17 protein-coding genes are annotated in these 17,831 nt (G+C 60.2%); 7 read left to right on the forward strand and 10 right to left on the reverse strand.

The window, feature by feature from the left end; all coding sequences use genetic code 11:
* Nucleotides 1-442 precede the first annotated feature (442 nt).
* Nucleotides 443-1,759: an amidohydrolase family protein gene (locus OJHNALOF_RS03515; RefSeq protein WP_094200472.1), complete on the forward strand. Its 1,317-nt coding sequence runs from the start codon at nucleotides 443-445 to the stop codon at nucleotides 1,757-1,759.
* Between the two features lie 169 nt (nucleotides 1,760-1,928).
* Here OJHNALOF_RS03515 and OJHNALOF_RS03520 read toward each other — a convergent pair whose 3' ends face one another.
* The 7 genes from OJHNALOF_RS03520 to OJHNALOF_RS03550 form a co-directional block, all read right to left on the reverse strand.
* The gene (locus OJHNALOF_RS03520; protein WP_165661178.1) at nucleotides 1,929-2,429 is read right to left on the reverse strand and encodes a universal stress protein; all 501 of its coding nucleotides are present in this window, start codon (nucleotides 2,427-2,429) and stop codon (nucleotides 1,929-1,931) included.
* Nucleotides 2,430-2,553: 124 nt separating this feature from the next.
* Entirely contained in the window at nucleotides 2,554-3,897 is a 1,344-nt protein-coding gene (locus tag OJHNALOF_RS03525) for a TRAP transporter large permease (RefSeq protein ID WP_094200471.1), read from the reverse strand.
* A complete protein-coding gene (locus OJHNALOF_RS03530; RefSeq protein WP_094200470.1) occupies nucleotides 3,890-4,525 on the reverse strand; it encodes a TRAP transporter small permease in 636 nt (211 codons plus the stop codon). The genes OJHNALOF_RS03525 and OJHNALOF_RS03530 overlap by 8 nt, the downstream gene beginning before the upstream one ends.
* 60 nt (nucleotides 4,526-4,585) lie before the next feature.
* The gene (locus tag OJHNALOF_RS03535; RefSeq protein ID WP_094200469.1) at nucleotides 4,586-5,599 is read right to left on the reverse strand and encodes a TRAP transporter substrate-binding protein; all 1,014 of its coding nucleotides are present in this window, start codon (nucleotides 5,597-5,599) and stop codon (nucleotides 4,586-4,588) included.
* 308 nt (nucleotides 5,600-5,907) lie between these two features.
* The gene (locus OJHNALOF_RS03540; protein WP_165661179.1) at nucleotides 5,908-7,662 is read right to left on the reverse strand and encodes a cobalamin biosynthesis protein CobT; all 1,755 of its coding nucleotides are present in this window, start codon (nucleotides 7,660-7,662) and stop codon (nucleotides 5,908-5,910) included.
* Between the two features lie 2 nt (nucleotides 7,663-7,664).
* Complete coding sequence (locus OJHNALOF_RS03545; RefSeq protein ID WP_094200467.1) at nucleotides 7,665-8,645, reverse strand: AAA family ATPase; 981 nt, start codon at nucleotides 8,643-8,645, stop codon at nucleotides 7,665-7,667.
* A 114-nt stretch (nucleotides 8,646-8,759) separates the two neighbouring features.
* Entirely contained in the window at nucleotides 8,760-10,541 is a 1,782-nt protein-coding gene (locus tag OJHNALOF_RS03550) for a SulP family inorganic anion transporter (RefSeq protein WP_165661180.1), read from the reverse strand.
* A 166-nt stretch (nucleotides 10,542-10,707) separates the two neighbouring features.
* Between OJHNALOF_RS03550 and OJHNALOF_RS03555 the strand changes: the two genes are divergently transcribed.
* Nucleotides 10,708-12,033: an aldehyde dehydrogenase family protein gene (locus OJHNALOF_RS03555; RefSeq protein WP_165661181.1), complete on the forward strand. Its 1,326-nt coding sequence runs from the start codon at nucleotides 10,708-10,710 to the stop codon at nucleotides 12,031-12,033.
* A 209-nt stretch (nucleotides 12,034-12,242) separates the two neighbouring features.
* Nucleotides 12,243-12,647 carry a DUF3461 family protein gene (locus tag OJHNALOF_RS03560; RefSeq protein WP_094200464.1) on the forward strand — a complete coding sequence of 135 codons (405 nt, stop codon included), beginning with the start codon at nucleotides 12,243-12,245 and terminating at the stop codon, nucleotides 12,645-12,647.
* A gap of 42 nt (nucleotides 12,648-12,689) precedes the next feature.
* Here OJHNALOF_RS03560 and OJHNALOF_RS03565 read toward each other — a convergent pair whose 3' ends face one another.
* A complete protein-coding gene (locus OJHNALOF_RS03565) occupies nucleotides 12,690-12,938 on the reverse strand; it encodes a hypothetical protein (RefSeq protein ID WP_094200463.1) in 249 nt (82 codons plus the stop codon).
* 210 nt (nucleotides 12,939-13,148) lie between these two features.
* On the opposite strand from OJHNALOF_RS03565, the gene OJHNALOF_RS03570 reads away from it, so the two are divergent.
* Nucleotides 13,149-13,487, forward strand: a complete 339-nt coding sequence (locus OJHNALOF_RS03570; protein WP_094200462.1) for a DUF3461 family protein — start codon at nucleotides 13,149-13,151, stop codon at nucleotides 13,485-13,487.
* Nucleotides 13,488-13,629: 142 nt separating this feature from the next.
* Here the strand turns inward: OJHNALOF_RS03570 and OJHNALOF_RS03575 are convergent, their stop codons facing one another.
* Together OJHNALOF_RS03575 and uraH are read right to left on the reverse strand one after the other, a co-directional pair.
* Nucleotides 13,630-14,973 (reverse strand): NCS2 family permease, encoded by a 1,344-nt coding sequence (locus OJHNALOF_RS03575; protein ID WP_094200461.1) that lies wholly within the window; start codon nucleotides 14,971-14,973, stop codon nucleotides 13,630-13,632.
* 91 nt (nucleotides 14,974-15,064) lie between these two features.
* Nucleotides 15,065-15,418 (reverse strand): hydroxyisourate hydrolase, encoded by a 354-nt coding sequence (uraH, locus tag OJHNALOF_RS03580; RefSeq protein WP_094200460.1) that lies wholly within the window; start codon nucleotides 15,416-15,418, stop codon nucleotides 15,065-15,067.
* A 360-nt stretch (nucleotides 15,419-15,778) separates the two neighbouring features.
* Between uraH and puuE the strand changes: the two genes are divergently transcribed.
* The 3 genes from puuE to OJHNALOF_RS03595 all read left to right on the forward strand — a co-directional run bounded on the left by puuE (nucleotide 15,779) and on the right by OJHNALOF_RS03595 (nucleotide 17,782).
* Complete coding sequence (puuE, locus tag OJHNALOF_RS03585) at nucleotides 15,779-16,699, forward strand: allantoinase PuuE (RefSeq protein WP_094200459.1); 921 nt, start codon at nucleotides 15,779-15,781, stop codon at nucleotides 16,697-16,699.
* Nucleotides 16,699-17,214, forward strand: coding sequence for a 2-oxo-4-hydroxy-4-carboxy-5-ureidoimidazoline decarboxylase (gene uraD / locus OJHNALOF_RS03590; RefSeq protein WP_094200458.1), 516 nt, complete (start codon nucleotides 16,699-16,701; stop codon nucleotides 17,212-17,214). The genes puuE and uraD overlap by 1 nt, the downstream gene beginning before the upstream one ends.
* 61 nt (nucleotides 17,215-17,275) lie before the next feature.
* Nucleotides 17,276-17,782, forward strand: coding sequence for an ureidoglycolate lyase (locus OJHNALOF_RS03595; protein WP_211284215.1), 507 nt, complete (start codon nucleotides 17,276-17,278; stop codon nucleotides 17,780-17,782).
* The last annotated feature ends 49 nt before the right edge of the window (nucleotides 17,783-17,831 follow it).

Raw genomic sequence — 17,831 nt, forward strand, 5'->3', positions numbered from 1 at the left:
GCCTTGCGACGGGTCGCAGCATAAAGACGGCGGTGTTACCTGGCCATTTGGGCACTTGATTACTCATAATGAAGTGTTTTTTATATTTTTGTTAACAGTTTATTGTTCTTGTCGTGTTACGGCCATCTTGCCGGCGCTCCTGCTGTTACATGCTGTTCCGGCTTCTGCTTGTCATCGGGAAATATTATTTTAGGTTTTGATTTTATTATCTTTTATTTTTCCCTTCGAATGCTTTCAAGCTATCGTACTTTCCCCTTATTTTGATGCGGTTTTATTGTCAGTTGACATCACAGTTACTGAATTAGACTGTTATTTTTATTGGTTGTTAATTTTAAATTTATTTATTGTTAGCAATGTCTCGGGTTGATAATCATCAGCTTGATCGCCGAATCGTTTCCGTTGGCGGAAATGTAATCACTCCATCTTCATAAGGACATAAAAGATGCACAACACGCTGCTCAGAAGCGCTCAGGGGCTGACGCTGGTTTCCCTGCTGGTATCGGCCGGCCTGCAGGCCCAGTCCATTCATTACAGCGGCAAGGCGCAACCCAATGCGCCCGAGCGGCTGGAGCCGGTACGTCTGGCGCTGACCAATGCCAATGTGCTGGATGTAAAAAAGGGTGAGCTGCTGAAGAACCGCACCATTTTGCTGAAGGACGGCAAAATAGAGTCCATCAGCACGAAGGCGCCTCCGGCAGAGCTGGATGTTCAGGATGTTAATGGCTATTACGTGCTGCCGGGTTTTTTTGACAGTCATTACCACGGGCACGGCCAGGACGCCGCCTGGTATGCGCTGGAGTCGGGCGTTACCACCATTCGCTCTGCCGGAGCCATGGGCATGAAGGACATGGCCTTTCGTGATGCCGTCGACAATGACTATTTTCCCGGCCCCGACATGGTGGCTACCGGCGTATACGTAAAGCGCCACCTCAAGGATGATGCCCTTGAGGATCCGCGTCTGTTCAGGTTCATGAATGTGGAGCTGCAGGGAGAGGAAAACCTGCGTGAGGCCGTCAGGATCAACTTTGATCGGGGGGCCGACTGGATCAAGACCCGGGTGGGTGGCAATACCGCCGGGGGCACTGCCGATGCTTTCTGGCTTTATTACAGTGAAAAGGAAATCGCGGCCATTGCCGATGAGGCCGGCAAGCACGGTGGCAAGATCATGTGCCACATTCAGGGGGAAGAGGCGGCCATAGTCGCGGCCCGGGCTGGTTGTGGCACCATTGAACACGGTCAGTACATTACCGAAAAGGGATTGCAGGCGATCAAGGAGGCCGGCGCGGTCTGGACGCCTACCTACATTTCCACCGAAGGCTTCTTACTGCCTCATGACGACTACAACACTCCCACGGCCCGGCGTGTGGCTCCCTGGATCCTGGAAAACCAGCAACAGATGCTGGCCAGGGCCCATGAGATGGGCGTGACTATGATTACTGGAGTGGATACCGAGTATGCGCCCGACAGCGTGTCGCGCATTGCCGGCGAGATTAACGCCTTTATTGAACACGGGGGCATGACCCCGCTGGATGCGATTCGGGCGGCCACCATTATTCCGGCAGAGGTGTTTGGCATGGACGATGACACCGGCTCGCTGGAAGCGGGCAAGGAAGCGGATCTGGTGGTGGTGGAACGCAACCCGCTTGAAGTGCCGATGAACCTTCATAATCCCATGATGGTGATCTCCAATGGCCACGTGGTGGTGCCGTTTCGTTCACCCTATCCCGGGCTGGATGGTCGGCCGGATCGTTCCTACTAACCGGAACCCACACGGATCTTGCCGTTAGTGTTAACGGCCCCGCCTTGCGGGGCCGTTTTTGGTTGGTGGTCGCCGGGTTGGCCGACAGATAAGAACCATGAGCACGAATGCCACGGCCAGGGACGAGGGCCCCCGCCGGTGCAAGGGAGAGGGAACAGGGAAAGACGGCTCAGGCCGTTTGCTTTTCCGGGCGGGGCACGATCAGGGTGGGAATGCGTGATTCCCGCAGCACGTTCTTGGCCACGCTGCCCAGCAGGGTGTGAAACCAGCCTTTCTCGTGGGCGCCCATGATGATGAGATCGCACTCCAGCTCCCTGGAGCGGGCCAGAATGGTCTGCTCCGGATAACCTTCCACCACCTCGCAGCCCACAATTTTGGTGCGCAGGGCCCGCTCTTCCGGCGCGATGTGCTCCCAGAAGTAATCCTGGCGTTGCCGCAGCCGTTCCCGGGCATGGTTCAGGCGCTGGTGCAGAAATTCCTCGCGGCTGCTCTGGTTGAGAACATAGGACTGCAGGGTGAGCTTTTCGTCGCTCGACAACCGCTCCACCACCTTGAGCACATGAATGTCGGCGCCGGTTTCCCGGGCCAGATACACGGCATACTGAAAGGCGTAAGAGGCGTTCTTGGACAGATCGGTGCAATACAGGATTTTTTTGACTTGCGGCAACATGGCCATGTCCTCCTGGCTGAAACGAAACACGATCAGCCGGCCGGCCGATCGAGCAACTGATCATGATGCCGCCGGCGCGAACGGGCCTTGATCCCGATCACGCCGGCGGCGTTTGTTACCCTGGCTAGTACCCGAGCAATCTGGGCAGGAACAGGGTGATCTCCGGTATGTAGGCGATAATGAACACCGCCAGCACCGAGGTCAGGGCAAAGGGCAGGGCCCGTAGGGAAATCTCCTCAATGGAGCTGCCCGATACCCCCGAGGCGATAAACAGGTTTTCGCCCAGGGGCGGGGTCTGAAAGCCGATGGACAGGCAGCACACCACCACGATGCCGAAGTGCACCGGATCTATTCCTAGGCTGTAGCCCACCGGCAGCAGCACCGGGGTGAGGATCAAAATGGCCGCCAGGGTCTCCATAAACATGCCCACAAACAGCAGGAAGAAGATGATCAGCGCCCAGATCAGATAGATATTGGTGGTCAGCTCCAGCATGGAGGCGGCCACGATCGCTGGAATCTGGTTCTCCACCAGCAGCCGCCCGAACACGGTGGCGGTAAACAGGATCAGCAGCACCCGCCCGGTGAGCCAGGTGGTGGTTTCCAGCGAGCGCAGCACGTCTTTCACCTTCAGCTCCCGGTGCACGAAAAAACCGATCACCAGGGTGTAGAAAATGGCGACAATGGCCGACTCCGTGGGGGTGAACAGGCCGCTGTAAATACCTCCGAGAATCACGATGGGGGCCAGCACCGACCAGGTGCCCTTGCGCAGGGCGGTGAGAATATTGGCGCCGGACCAGCCATCTGTGGTGCCGGTGTAATTCTGCTTCTTGCACAGGAAATAGTTCATGGTCAGCAGGCCGCAGGACAGCACCAGTCCGGGCAGCACGCCGGCGATAAACAGCTTGGGAATCGACACCGACTGAAACTGGCCGTGCTCGGCCACCGCCTCCGGGGGGGCCATCAGGCCAATGGCGGAAATGCCGAAAATCACCATGGGAATGGACGGCGGAATCACCACCCCCAGCCCGCCGGAGGAGGCGGTAATGGCGGAGGCATAGCCCTTGCCGTAGCCCCGATCGACCATGGCCGGAATCATCAGCATGCCCACGGCGGCGGTAGTGGCGGGGCCGGAGCCGGAAATGGCGCCAAAGAACATGCAGGCCATGACGGTGGCGGCCGACATGCCGCCGGTAAAGGGGCCGGCAAAGCTCTCCGCCAGATCCACCAGCCGCTTGGAGATGCCGGCGGCCTCCATCAGGGCGCCCGCCAGAATAAAGGCGGGCAGAGCCATCAGCGGAAACGAGCCCACCGAGGTAAAGGCGATCTGCACGAACTTGATGGGGTTTTCACCCAGATACAAAAACGACGCCAGCGCCGATACGCCGAGGGACACGCTGATGGGGGCCCCCAGCAGCAGCAGCGCCAGAAAGCTGCCGAACAGGATCAGCACGACGGATGATTCAACCATGATGGACTCCTGCCTTCATCTGATTCTGAGAGGAGGTTTTAGTTTTAGCGTCTGCCTCTTGGGCATGTTCAGCAGCCGGGCTACCTTTGGTTTGCTGGGCAGAATCCATGAGTTTTTCCACTTCCAGCGACTCGGGATCGCGAATGTCGATGCCCCTGATCAGCTTGTAGTAATTTACCTGCAGAATGCGAAAGGTCATCAGGGCAAAGGCGATCGGCAGTATCATGTAAATGTATTTCATCGGAACCCCCAGGGTCTGGGACTTCCAGAACAGGTTCATTTTGTTGAACACGAAGTCATAGCTGAGCCACACGAAGTAGCTGTTGAAGCCCACCCAGATCAGATCGGCCAGGGCCTCGCTCCACACCGCCACTCGAGGCGGGAACAGCTTGAACTGAAAGGTGACCCTGTTGTGGGCCGCCAGTTTGGTGGCGTAGCTGGCGCCGAAATACACAAACCACACAAACATGTAGGTGGAGAGTTCCTCGCTCCAGGCGAGGGAGTGGTCAAACAGTTGCCGTAACAATATCTGCATAAACAGGATCACCACAAAGGTGGCGAGCAGGGTGCTGCAGATCACCCTTTCGATATTATCTACGATGCGGTAGATGATGGTGCCGGCGGACATGGCCGTTTCCTCCCTGACGAACGCTGCCCCCGCGTGGCGGGGGCAGACCAAGTGACGAGATTAAATGGTGTCACGACCCAGGGATTGCAGGATTTGGTTCAGCTTTTCCTTGCCACCCACCATGTCGTAATACTTGGGCCACACCTGGCTCACGGCCTTGTCGATCCACTCCTGCTCACCGCCTTCGGGCTCGCTGATCTGCATGCCTTTTTCAGCCAGCTCGGCCTTGATGCGATCTTCCTGAGCTACCAGCCACTGAGCGCTGTGCTCGGTAGCGGCCTGGCCGGCGGCCAGAATGGCCTGCTGCACGTCTTCCGGCTGCTCCTGGAATACGGCTTCCGACATAATAAGGGGCTCAATAGAGAACAGGTAGCGAATGTTGGTGATGTACTTCTGCACCTCGTCGAACTTCATGGCCGACACCGTGATATAGGGGTTGTCCTGACCGTCCACCACGCCCATCTGCAGGCCGGTAAAGGTTTCGGACCAGGCCATGGGAGTGGGGGTGATACCCCAGGCGCGGTAGGTATCGATCATGATTTCGTTATTGGGAACGCGAATCTTTAGGCCTTGCAGATCGGAGAGGCTGGACACCGGCTGCTTGGAGTTGGTCAGCACGCGAAACCCGGAATAGGCCCAGCCCACAATACGCACACCGGCGTCACGCAGGGTGTTGTCAATCAGCTGCTGGCCCACTTCTCCTTGAGTCAGGGTCACGGCATCATCCACGCTCTGCACCATGTAGGGCAGGGTCAGTACGCCCACGGTGGGGGAGAAGGGGGTGACGTTGTTGATGGCCAGAATGGAGAAATCGAGCAGCCCCATTGACGCGTCGTTGACGGTGGCCTGTTCGCTGCCCAGCTGGCCGTTGAGGAACAGCTGAGTGTCGTGCTTGCCGCCGGTGCGTTGCTTCAGCTCCTCGGAAAAGGCCTTGCCCAGCTCGTGCTGGGTACCGCCGGCGCCGTCGCCCACCGCAATGCGGAAGGTCTTGGCCAGCAGTTGCGGGCTGGCCATGGCGGCGCCCAGGCAAAGGGCGAGAGACAGGGATTTCACAAAACGTTGCTTGAAGATCATGGTTGCTTGCTCCAGTTGTACGGCCCGGGTGTAAGCGGGCCCTTACCTTCCGTGATAGCGCGCGGTGCGAACACTGCGCGAGACTGGCTCAATGCTGGTCGTCCTGCCCTGAAGGGACTGCCAGGACGGCTGGCGATGGTGTTCGGCTTGTTCAAAAGCCTGACACCATCTTTGAATGTGGCGGTTAAATTGGTTAGGACCACTTGGATTGGCGGGCTGGGTCCAGAATGTAAATCCTTAAATATCAGTTGCTTAAAACTCTTTGTTGTAAATTTAATGTTAATTTTCTGTGTCTTTCCATGCCCTTGTCAACCGGCATGCGGGCCGCGCAGGGTGCGGCCCAGCAGCGCCAGGATCTCATCAAAAATCCGGTTGTCGGGGCTGTGCTCCAGGTCGAGCAACTGGTTGTGCCGGTAATAGCGGCTGAGATCCAGACCCACCCCCAGGGCACACAGCCGAATGCGCTGCTCGCGCTCCAGCCGGTCGGCCACGGCGATCAGGTGGCTGTCGAGAATGTCCTGGTTGTTGTACTGGCGAGTGGCGGTGTCCATGGGGCAGCCGTCGGAGATCACCAGCAGCAGGCGCTCGTCGGTGTCCTCGGCCAGCAGCCGCTGCTCCGCCCACAGCAATGCCTCACCATCCAGTCCTTCCCGGAACATGTCGCCCTTGAGCAGGGCGGCCAGGCTGCGCCGGGCACGGCGCCAGGGGGTGTCGGCACCCTTGTATACCAGATGGCAGCGCTCGTTAAGCCGGCCGGGATTGGCCGGCCGGCCTCGGCGTTGCCATTCTTTAAGGGGTTTACCGCCATTCCAGTGGCCGGTGGTAAAGCCCAGCACCTCGGTACGTGCTCCGGTGCGTTCCAGGGCTCGCACCAGCAGGTCAATCAGCATGGCGACGTGCTCCATGTGGGTACGCATGGATCCGGAGTTGTCCACCAGAATGGTCACGGTGGCATTGGCATGCCATTCGTCCCTGGGTTGCTTGAACACGCGGCGGTCGGCATGGCTGGTGACCAGGGTCGACAGCCGGCGACCGTCGAGTTGGCCCTCTTCCTCGCCAAAGCGCCAGCCGTCGTTCTGCGGCCGGGCCAGCAGCCGGCGCAGCTTTTTGGTCAGGCCGTTGAGGTTGAGGCCCTGCTCGCGAATGCGCAGGTCCAGCTGCTCACGCAGCCGCTCCAGCAGTTCGGGACGCACCTTTTTGTCTGCCTGCCACTCCTTGTCAAAGTGATTGGTGAACACACGATAGGCGGCTTCACCGTCACTGAACCGGGCGACAGCGCCACCGGCCTCGCCGCCACCTTCGTCGCCGTCACCGTTTAGATCCAGCAGCAGGCCAAAGCTTTTGCCCACCTGCTCCAGGGCCTCCTTGTCCTGTTCACCGTCGGCCAGCTGTTGCTGCAGATCGTCCACCAGCTCACTCACGGTGAGGGCAATGGCCTGTGCCTGCTCGGCAAAGGCGGCCTGCTCCTCGCGGTGACGGCGAATGCGGCCAAAGGGCTGGCCGATCTCCCGCAACAGGAACATGCGGGTCGACTCGATCAGGTGCTCGGTGCCTTCGTCGATGGGGCCGCCACCCAGTTGCACCCAGCTCATCATCGACAGGCTAAACAGCAGCAACCCCAGGTGGCTTTCGGTCTGGCCCGAGGCCAGAAAGCGGTTGCTCCAGGCACTGAACCTGTGGTGCAGGTTGCGGCGGCTGCCCGGCTGATGGGCGGGTACCAGGGATTCCACCCTGAGCTGCTCCAGCAGTTCAAACACCAGCCGGGCCACCGGCGGTGCGGGCAGCCAGTGGCGGTGAAGGTAGCCGTCGTGGTGGCGCAGGCGCAGGGCAATGGCGTCGGCCACCCCTCGGCAGGAGCCCCAGTCGTCCTGCTGGGAGTCCAGCTGCAGGTGCGGCGCGCGCAGCGGATAGGCCTTGCCCCGCCATTCCAGCCGGTGCCCTCGGTAGCGAACCTCGGACTCGGCCGACTGGGCCCGTATCAGTGCCGCGCACAGCTCTTCCAGCCGCTGCTGACGGCGGGCTTCGGCGGCGGCATCCTGAGGCGTGTGGGATGAGGCAGCCATGATTAAATGGCCGTCAGTTGCAGGGCTTGTGGCTCGACCAGCTCCTGGTCAAAACAGCGCTGGTAGTATTCGGCCACCAGCGGGCGTTCGGCCTCGTCACACTTGTTGAGAAACGACAGCCGGAACGCCAGCGCCGCATCGCCGAAGATCTCGGTGTTTTCGGCCCAGGCGATCAGGGTGCGGGGCGACATCAGGGTGGACAGATCCCCGGCGGCAAAACCGGCCCGGGTCAGCTCGGCCACCGCCACCATGCTGCTGATCAGTTCAAAGCCGCGGGCGTCGTTGTAGCGGGGCACCTTGCCCTGAATGATGCTGATTTCGTCTTCCCGAGGCAGGTAGTCGAGCTTGGCGACGATGTTCCAGCGATCCATCTGGGCCTGGTTGATTTGCTGGGTGCCGTGATACAGGCCGGTGACGTTGCCGAGCCCCACGGTATTGGCGGTGGCAAACAGCCGAAAATGCGGGTTGGGGGTGATCACCTGGTTCTGATCGAGCAGGGTGAACTTGCCGTCCTGCTCCAGAATGCGCTGAATCACGAACATCACGTCCGGGCGGCCGGCGTCGAATTCGTCAAAGATCAGCGCCACCGGCCGGCGCAGCGCCCAGGGCACTATGCCTTCCTGAAAGCGGGTGATCTGCTTGCCTTCCTCCAGCACTATGGTGTCCTTGCCCACCAGATCCAGGCGGCTGATGTGGCCGTCCAGGTTGACCCGCACGCAGGGCCAGTTGAGGCGGGCCGCCACCTGCTCGATATGGGTGGACTTGCCGGTACCATGCAGGCCCTGCAGCAGTACTCGGCGGTTGCGGGTAAAGCCGGCCAGAATGGCCAGGGTGACGTCCGGGTTGAAGCAGTAGTTGGGATCGATATCGGGCACGTGCTCGTCCCTGTGCTCGAACACCGGCACCTGCATGTCCACGTCGAGGTTGAACAGTTCGCGCACCGGGCGCAACTGGCTGGGGTGGTCGTGAAGAAGATCGGTCATGGCACTGGCCTCACTGGCAACGGCTGAAAGTAAAAAAAGTGTTAACCCACTCTAACCTTCACCCTCGCCCGGAACAGGGCCAGTTAGACACCGGCCATATGGCCAGTGCCTTCCTTAGTCTGCCTGCTTTACGTCGAGTTGCTGGCCCGGCGGCCGAATATGACACTCCCTGAAAATGCGGGCGGTGCAGGTGCGGCAAATATCCGCATTCAATTGATCATAAATGCGGTGGATGGCCTGGCCCTTGTTGATAAATACATGATCCCGGCGAATTTCGTCGAGGCGGTTGTTGCGCAATAGAAAGCGCAGCACCCCTTCCCGCAGGTTGCACAGATACAGATCGCCGCCCAGCTCCCGACGGCGTTCGGCCTCCTGTACCAGCATGTCGGCGCCGACCATGTCGACGAAGTTGATGCCGTTGGCCACGATCAGCAGCCGGGGCTCGCGAATGGCCTGCAGATATTCCTGCACATGGTTGACCGCACCAAAGAACAGCGAGCCCTCAATGCGAATCACCCTGAGTTGGGGGCAATAGGGCAGGCGGCGGCGTTCGGCGTTGACGAAAAACGGATGCTTGCTGTCCGGATCGGGCAATATCGACACCACCCTGGGAGTGGAGGTGCGCTTGAGATAAAACACCAGCGACAGTATCACCCCGGTATAAATGGCGAATTCCAGCTCTACCAGCAGGGTGGCGCCAAAGGTGGCGGTGAGCACCGTGGCTTCGGAGCGGGAGCCGCGAATGATCATGCGAATATGGCGAAAGTCGATCAGGTTCCAGGCCACCACCAGCAGCAGACCGGCCATGGCCGGGCGTGGCAGCCAGGTGGTGATGCCCGGGATCAGCAGAATAATCAGCAGTAAAAACCCGGAAGCAAAGATACCCGCCATGGGGGTGCGGGCGCCCGAGGTGTAGTTGATGCCGGAGCGACTGAAAGAGCCCGACGAGGCGTAACAGGAGAAAAAGGCGCCGACGATGTTCGACAGCCCCTGGCCGACAAACTCCTGATTATCGTCGAGGCGCTGGTGCGAGCGGCTGGCGATGGCCCGGGAAATGGCGGCGGCCTCCACCAGCCCCAGCAGGCTGATGGCCAGTGCGCCCGGCGCCAGCGCACTGATGCTGGCCAGGCTGAAATCGGGCAGGCTGAGCGGCGGCAGGCCTGAAGGAATGGCACCCACCAGGGCGATATGTTCATGGCCAGGATCCATCAACACCGCCAGGCCGCTGGCCAGCGCCAGGGCGATCAGCATGTTGGGCCAGCGCGGCCGCCAGCGCTTGATGAGCACACAGGCCAGCACGGTTAACAGCGCCAGCGACAGGGTGTAATAGTCCACTTCCTTCAAATGATGCAGCAGCTGCCACCAGGTGCTGGTGACGCTGCCGTCATTGTCGACGCTGATCCCCAGCAGGGTGGGTAGCTGACTGGAGGCGATCACCACGGCGGCCCCGGCGGTAAAGCCGATCACCACCGACTGGGACACGAAATTCACCAGCACCCCGAGCCGGGCCAGGGCCAGCACCAGCTGAAACACCCCCTTCATCAGCGTCAGCGTCAGGGCCAGGGCAATAAAGGCGGCGGTGCCGGGTTCGGCCAGCGGGCTCACCGAGGTAAACACCACCACCGACATGGCGGCGGTGGGCCCGGAGATCAAATGCCAGGAGGAGCCGAACAGGGCGGCAATCACCGCGGGAATAATGGCGGCGTAGAGGCCGTACTCCGGCGGCAGGCCGGCGATCAGGGCATAGGCCACCCCCTGGGGCAGCACCACGATGGCGTTGGTCAGGCCGGACTGGGCGTCGGCCCGAAGGCTGGCGCCATTGACCATGGGCCACCAGCCAAGAAAGGGCAGCAGGCGCTGCCAGCGAGAAGCCTGGCCGGCTTTCGGCTCGGGCATGGAAATCCTCCCTGGTTCCATTAAACAGGGGAAACTGGCCATTGCCGGCCAGTTAACAAGTCAATAACGTCGGTGAAAATCTGGTGTCGAGTGTCACCATAGCCTTGAGTATACCAGCCGATATCATCGATGAGGGTGCGGACAGCCCGGCCCAAGGAGCCTTGCGATGACTTTTGTTTCCTTTGATCCCAGTTCGGGCCGTGTGCTGGCCCACCATGCCTGCCTGAGTGAAGACCGGCTGGAGCAGCTGCTGCACCAGGCCTATCAGGCCGCGCAGGCATGGCAGCACGAGGCGCCGTCGGAACGGGCCGCCCTGCTGTACCGGCTGGCATCGGCGCTGTCGGCCGGCCGACAGCGCCTGGCCCGGGAACTCTGCCTGGAAACCGGCACCCTGCTGAAGGATTGCTTGCGGGAAGTGGAACGCTGTGCCGAAGAGTGCGCCCATTTCGCCGCCAACGGACAGGCCATGCTGCCTGCGGCGCGCAGCCAGGTCAGCCAGCGGCCGCTGGGACTGATGCTGGCGCTCACCGCCGGCCCGGCCCCGCTGTGGCAATGTGTTCGGTTGCTGGCGCCGGCGCTGATGGCCGGTAATGGGCTGTTGCTGAAGCCGGCGGAACACCTGTCCCGGCTGGTGGAGCTGCTGGCGCGGTTGATGACCGAGGCCGAGGTGCCGGAAGGCCTGATCACCCCCCTGCGCATATCCAAGGAGCAGGTGGCCGGAGTGGTGGCGGATGCGCGCATCGGCGGCCTGGCCTACAGTGGCGAGCGCCAGGGCGGGGCCATCATGGCCGCCTTGGCGGGGGGCCGGCTCAAGCCGGTGATCCTGGAGCTGGCCGAGGCGGATCTGCAGTTGATCCTGGACGACGCCGACCTGGAGCCGGCGGTGGAGTCGGTGTTGAATGGCTGTTTTCGTTACCGGGCCAGCTGGCGCCAGAGCGAGGGCGGAGTGTTGATCACCCCCGGCCTGGCGGAGGCGTTTCTGGAGCGGCTGGGTGAACGGCTGGCTTCGCTGCGTTTGGGCCGGCCCGACGACAGTGACACCGAGCTGGGACCGCTGGCCAAAAGCGGTCAGCGGGAGTGGCTGGAGCGTCAGCTGCGTGAGGCCGAGCGCCAGGGCGGGCGCATTCGTTGTGGCGGTTATCTGCCCGACGAGGAAGGCTGGTATTACCCGGCCACCCTGATCGAAGGGCAGGATCCGGCGACGACGCTGTTTCCCGCCTGGCCCGCCGGCCCCGTCAGCAGTGTGCTGCGGGTGGCGGACGAGCACGGCATGCAGGCCTTGTGCCGGTCCATGTCTCCCGATGGTATCGCCTCCATCTGGACACGGGATCTGGCCCGGGGCGAGCAGCTGGCCCGGTCGTTGCCCTTTGATCTGTGCCGGGTCAACCCGAACCCTTACCACAACAGCCACTGGCCGCCGCAGTCCAGCCCGGATCAGCGGCTGCCGTTAAAACGCTTCAGTCGCAGTAAAACGGTGCTGGTGTCTGCCTGAACCAGTCGGCCTGACGAGCTCAGGCCGACTGGTTCCAGTGAGTCGGGTTAACTGGCCCTGTCCGGTGGCAGCCGGCCATGGCAGACTTGCCGCCCCTGTTGCTTTTTTGGCCTTCGCGCCGGTGCTGCTCAAGGAAGAACGCCGTCAGCAACAGCCTTTTCGCCGGCGGGCGAAATGTGTTGAACACCGATTTTTTGAGATGGGCAGCAATGACCGAACACTACTCGACCCTCACCCAGATGGGTATTACCTCTTTTGACAACATCAGCCGCTATCAGCTCAGGCGTGAAGCCCGGGCCGACGTGCTCAAGATCTATTACCACAGGCCCAAGGGCTCGCTGTTGTCGCGCAGCAAGAAGTTCACCTTTGCCCGGCCTGGCTCCCTTGGCCCCATGGAATTTCAGAAAACCGAGCAGTGGCACCGGCTGGAAGACACCAGCCCGGTGCTGCGCCAGGCGCTGCTGGAGTTGCACCGGCTGCTGGGCGGCGAAACGCACAGCGACGAGGCGACCCTGGATACCAAGCAGCAGTTGCTGGCGGATCTGGAGCACATGGAGCGGGTGATGCAGGACAAGCTGGACGAATTGCGCCGACAGATAGAGGCGCTGAAGTAAGTTCTGAAGCGCAGGCATTCAGCCTGCGCTATCACTCGATCCTCAGGCCTGAACCGCCTGCTGCTGGCGCAGCATGGACTCGGCCATTTTTTTGCCAAATAGCTCCATGACCGCGGCCTCGTCGTCGCCGGCTTCCTGCAGCGCCGCCACCATGGCTTCCAGGGTGGGCTGGGTCTTTTCCACCAGTTGCTGCACATATTGCTCGGCGCTGACGCGAGTCAGGGCTTCGTACTGTTCAAACAGCGCGGCGAGCTCCGGGCTCAGTTCCAGGGTGAGGGTAGTTGCTGCCATAACGGCTCCTTGTCTTGTTTTGTTATATGCACAGGTAGTGTCCTTCACTCTAGGAGCGGCCAGGGTTTGGCATTAGCACCAGGACGGGCCGATCAATGGAGCCAGCTGGTCTCAGCGGCCGCCGGCAACTGGCTCTAATCACAGTCTGCGCAAGTGACTAGCCTTTGGTTAACACAATGTAAGCGAGTTGTTCGCGAACCGGAGGTTGTTATGAATCAGGCCTATCCCACCCTGGCTGCCATGGGCATTGAAGACATCGACCGTATCAGCCGTTTTCGCCTGCGTGACGCCGACACCCACAAGGAGCTGAAGGTCTGGTTCGAGCGCGATGCCGACTCCTGCCTGCCCGCCAGCCTCAAGTTTCGTTTTCCCCAGGTGATCAACCGGGAAGTGGCCCAGGCGCTGGATGCTGCCATTGACGAGCTGGAGCGGCTGCTGGGCCGGCAAAGTTCCCGGGAGCGGCTGCTGCAGGAGCTGGCCCGCTTTGAGCAGGTGATGAATGACAAGATGAGCGAGCTGCGTCGGCGCATGAGCCGGCTGGCGGGGTGAGTGTTCAAGATCCGGTTGTGAGGCCCGCTTTACAGGCCCGACTGCACTCGGGCGAGTCAGCCAGCGGCCCGATAAACCGGGACCTGCAAACCAACAAAAAAGCCACCGCGAACGGTGGCTTTTTGTATGCGGCAGTGGCTGCTTACATATAGATAAACTTGGCCACGAAGATGGCGCTCAGTACATAAACACCTACCGACACCTTGTTGGCCTGGCCGGTGGCTACCTTGAGCACGGCGTAGGCCACAAACCCCATGGCAATGCCGTTGGCAATGGAGAAGGTCAGCGGCATCATCAGCGCGGTCAGCGCCGCCGGGGCCATTTCGGTGTAATCCTGCCAGTCGATATTGGCCAGGCTGCTCATCATGGCAAAGGCCACGTAAATCAGCGCCCCCGCGGTGGCGTAGGCGGGCACCATGCCGGCCAGCGGCGCCAGGAAGATGGACAGCAGGAACAGGGCGGCAATGGTCACGGCGGTCAGGCCGGTGCGCCCCCCGGCGGCCACGCCGGCCGAGCTTTCCACATAGCTGGTGACCGGCGGGCAACCGATAAAGGTGCCCACAACCGAAGAGGCGCTGTCGGCCTTGAGGGATTTCTTCAGGCCTTCAATGCTGCCATCGGCGCGGCGCAGGTTGGCACGCTCGGCCACGCCCATCAGGGTGCCGGCGGTGTCAAACATGTTCACAAACAGGAACGACAGGATCACGGTCACCATGGCCACATCCAGCGCACCCATGATGTCCAGCTTGAACAGGGTGGGAGTGATGCTGGGCGGTGCGGCAAAAATGCCGTTGTATTCCACCAGGCCCATGCCCAGGCCCACCAGGGTGGTGCCAAGCACGCCGATCAGCACGGCACCAAACACACGGCGGTGGGCCAGGGCGGCAATGATCAGGAAACAGACGGCGGCCAGCCAGGCGTTGGGGTTGGTAAAGTCCCCCATGCTCACCAGGGTGGCGGGGTTGTCCACTACTATGCCGGCGGTTTTCAGGCCAATCAGGCCGAGGAACAGGCCCACGCCCGCGGTCATGGCATAGCGCAAGGACTCGGGAATGGCGTCGAGTACCCATTCACGAATCTTCCAGAAACTCATGGCGGTAAAGATGATGCCGGACCAGAACACGGCGCCCAGGGCCACTTCCCAGCTGTAGCCCATCTCGCCGACCACGGTAAAGGCAAAGAAGGCGTTCAGGCCCATGCCTGGTGCCAGCCCCACCGGCCAGTTGGCGTACAGCCCCATAAACAGGGTGGCCACGGCGGCGCCAAGGCAGGTGGCCACGAACACGGCGCCCGCGTCCATGCCGGAGCTGGCCATGATGGTGGGGTTGACGAAAATAATGTACGCCATGGTAATAAAGGTGGTCAGACCGGCAACCAGCTCGGTTTTGACCGTAGTGCCATGGGCGCTGAGTTTGAACAACCTGTCCAGAAATCCCGAAGAGGTGGGAAGGGACTGAGGGGTTGGCTCGTGCTTGGCGTGTTCCATAACCGGAAATCCTCGTGGGTAGTGTGCAGACTGCCCATGCCGCCAGTCGTTCCCTGAGCCGGTGGCATGGGCAGGAGCCGTCTGCGACCCTTTAGCTACCGCGGTAGGTAGAGTAGCTGTAGGGCGCGATCAGCAGGGGTACGTGATAGTGCTCTTCGCCCTCGGCAATACCGAAACGGATAACAACGTCATCCAGGAACGCCGGCTCGAGCAGTTCAATACCTTGTTTCTTGAAGTAAGGAGAGGTGTGGAAGACCAGCTGGTATTTACCGGAAACATAGTCTGCACCTTCCAGGATGGGCGCATCGGTACGGCCGTCATGGTTGGTGTATACGGTGTTAATCAGCGTGGTTTGCTCGCCATCCACCTTGTACAGTTCAACCTTGATGTCGGAGCCGGGCAGGCCCTTGGCAGTATCGAGTACGTGAGTAGTTAATCTTCCCATTTTCAAGTTACCTTGCGCGTAAAGCGTCTTCAAAGTCCAAGGTACTGCCGACGGTCTTCGCCGGCAGAAGTGTTTTTACATCAAGACAACTGTCGAGTCTACATTATTTTAACATAAAGATATTTTTTTGACGCGCCAGTTCACATTTTTCAGCGCTGGGGTCTTGATTCATTGTCGATTGTCTTTGCTTTGGCGCCGCAAAGCAAGAATTGCCGGACCATTCCGATACAAAAACTAAACCGGTCATTTACATAAGTTGATTTTATTGTATACAATGGGAAGATTGTGACGACCGTCAAACTCTCTTTATCCGGCTGCTCCCGGCCGGCAGATAACCCGTTGTTTTTTAGGAGTTTTCCGATGAGCCAAAACAAAGACTATCCGCGCGACCTCGTCGGGTATGGCGCCAACCCGCCTCACCCCAAATGGCCCGGTGATGCCCGTATCGCCATCAACTTCGTACTGAACTATGAAGAAGGCGGTGAACGCTGTGTGCTGCACGGCGATGGTGAGTCTGAAGCCTTCCTGTCCGAAATGCCGGCGGCCGTGTCCTTCCCCGACGCTCGTCACATGAGCATGGAATCCATCTATGAATATGGCAGCCGTGCCGGTGTTTGGCGCCTGCTGCGCCTGTTCAAGCGCTACGACATTCCGCTGACCATCTTCGCCGTGGCCACCGCCATCGAGCGTTATCCGGAAATCGCCAAGGCGTTCATGGACGAAGGCCACGAGATCTGCTCCCACGCCTACAAGTGGATCACCTACCAGTTCATGAGCGAAGAAGAAGAGCGCGAGCACCTGTACAAGGCGCTGGACATCTTTGAGCGTGTTTGTGGCGAGCGCCCGCTGGGCTGGTACACCGGCCGTGACAGCCCCAACACCCGCAAGCTGGTGATGGAAGAGGGCGGTTTCCTGTATGACTCCGACTCCTACGGTGACGACCTGCCTTACTGGGTAGACAACAACGGCAAGGGCCACCTGGTGATTCCGTATGTCATGGACACCAACGACATGCGCTTTGGCCAGGGGTGCTACAACACCGGTGAAGAATTCTACCAGTACCTGAAAGACGCCTTTGACGTACTGTATGAAGAAGGTGCCGAAGCACCCAAGATGCTGTCTATCGGCATGCACTGCCGCCTGCTGGGCCGTCCGGGCCGCATGGCCGGTCTGGAGCGTTTCATCAAGTACGCCCGCAGCCACGACAAGGTGTGGTTCACCCGCCGCATCGACATTGCCAAGCACTGGCATGAGCACCACCCCTACAAAGGAAACAAGTAATGAGCCTGTTCAAGACCTGCAAGCCCAGCACCCTGGGCCGCGACGAATTCGTCAAGACCTTCGCCGACATCTACGAGCATTCTCCCTGGGTGGCCGAGCAGACCTTCGATCAGGGCCTGACCGAGGCCGACAACGAGATTGAACATCTGCACGCCCGCATGAGCGGTGTGATGCTGAATGCCGACAAGCAGGCTCAGCTTGACCTGATCAATGCTCACCCGGATCTGGCCGGCAAGGCTGCCCAGCGGGGCGAACTGACCGAAGCCTCCACCAACGAGCAGGCCGGTGCCGGCATCAGCGAGTGTACCGCCGAAGAGTTTGAGCGCTTCACCTTCCTGAACAACGCCTACAAGGAAAAATTCCAGTTTCCTTTCATCATGGCGGTGAAGGGTTCCAATCGTCACCAGATCCTGGCGGCCTTTGAAGAGCGCATTCACAACGACTACGACACCGAGTTTGATCGCGCCGTTGCCGAAATCAACAAGATTGCCGCGTTCCGTCTGAACGACATGTAATCCAACCGGCGAGGCGCGTTCGTGCCTCGCCTTTCTTTCTTCTCTGCAGGAGGCAGCAATGATCAAAACTCTCAAGATCGAGCCGCTGACCAAGGAAGCCTTTGCTCCCTTTGGCGACGTGATCGAATCCGAAGGTCGTGATTATTTCATGATCAACAACGGCTCCACTCAGCGTTATCACAAGCTGGGCGAAGTGCAGCTGGACGAACAGGGCCAGGGCATCATCAATATTTTCCGCGCCGAAATGCTGGAATACCCGCTGCAGGTGAAAATGCTGGAGCGCCATCCCTTTGGTTCCCAGTCGTTCATTCCGCTGTTCGGTCATGACTTCCTGCTGGTGGTGGCGCCGGTTGGCGACGGCAGCATGCATATCGACCCGGCCACCGTGCGCGCCTTCCGTGCCACCGGTCGTCAGGGTGTGAACTACCACAGGGGCGTATGGCACCATCCGATCATGGCGCTGCGCGACAACGACGAGTTCCTGGTGGTGGATCGCAGCGGTCCGGGCAACAACTGTGACGAATTTTACTTCGACGAGTCGATTCAGCTGAGCATCGAGCTCGACTGAACCGGCATTGCCGAATAAGAAAAGGCCCGCACACCGTGCGGGCCTTTTT

Origin of the sequence: Oceanimonas sp. MB9 (genome assembly GCF_011319775.1) — a bacterium.
GTDB lineage: Bacteria > Pseudomonadota > Gammaproteobacteria > Enterobacterales > Aeromonadaceae > Oceanimonas > Oceanimonas doudoroffii.

Bases quoted from the DNA above. Each gene is read 5' to 3' on its own strand.
- OJHNALOF_RS03515 (WP_094200472.1), top strand. From the start codon at position 443: ATGCACAACACGCTGCTCAGAAGCGCTCAGGGGCTGACGCTGGTTTCC.
- OJHNALOF_RS03520 (WP_165661178.1), bottom strand. From the start codon at position 2,429: ATGTTGCCGCAAGTCAAAAAAATCCTGTATTGCACCGATCTGTCCAAG.
- OJHNALOF_RS03525 (WP_094200471.1), bottom strand. From the start codon at position 3,897: ATGGTTGAATCATCCGTCGTGCTGATCCTGTTCGGCAGCTTTCTGGCG.
- OJHNALOF_RS03530 (WP_094200470.1), bottom strand. From the start codon at position 4,525: ATGTCCGCCGGCACCATCATCTACCGCATCGTAGATAATATCGAAAGG.
- OJHNALOF_RS03535 (WP_094200469.1), bottom strand. From the start codon at position 5,599: ATGATCTTCAAGCAACGTTTTGTGAAATCCCTGTCTCTCGCCCTTTGC.
- OJHNALOF_RS03540 (WP_165661179.1), bottom strand. From the start codon at position 7,662: ATGGCTGCCTCATCCCACACGCCTCAGGATGCCGCCGCCGAAGCCCGC.
- OJHNALOF_RS03545 (WP_094200467.1), bottom strand. From the start codon at position 8,645: ATGACCGATCTTCTTCACGACCACCCCAGCCAGTTGCGCCCGGTGCGC.
- OJHNALOF_RS03550 (WP_165661180.1), bottom strand. From the start codon at position 10,541: ATGCCCGAGCCGAAAGCCGGCCAGGCTTCTCGCTGGCAGCGCCTGCTG.
- OJHNALOF_RS03555 (WP_165661181.1), top strand. From the start codon at position 10,708: ATGACTTTTGTTTCCTTTGATCCCAGTTCGGGCCGTGTGCTGGCCCAC.
- OJHNALOF_RS03560 (WP_094200464.1), top strand. From the start codon at position 12,243: ATGACCGAACACTACTCGACCCTCACCCAGATGGGTATTACCTCTTTT.
- OJHNALOF_RS03565 (WP_094200463.1), bottom strand. From the start codon at position 12,938: ATGGCAGCAACTACCCTCACCCTGGAACTGAGCCCGGAGCTCGCCGCG.
- OJHNALOF_RS03570 (WP_094200462.1), top strand. From the start codon at position 13,149: ATGAATCAGGCCTATCCCACCCTGGCTGCCATGGGCATTGAAGACATC.
- OJHNALOF_RS03575 (WP_094200461.1), bottom strand. From the start codon at position 14,973: ATGGAACACGCCAAGCACGAGCCAACCCCTCAGTCCCTTCCCACCTCT.
- uraH (WP_094200460.1), bottom strand. From the start codon at position 15,418: ATGGGAAGATTAACTACTCACGTACTCGATACTGCCAAGGGCCTGCCC.
- puuE (WP_094200459.1), top strand. From the start codon at position 15,779: ATGAGCCAAAACAAAGACTATCCGCGCGACCTCGTCGGGTATGGCGCC.
- uraD (WP_094200458.1), top strand. From the start codon at position 16,699: ATGAGCCTGTTCAAGACCTGCAAGCCCAGCACCCTGGGCCGCGACGAA.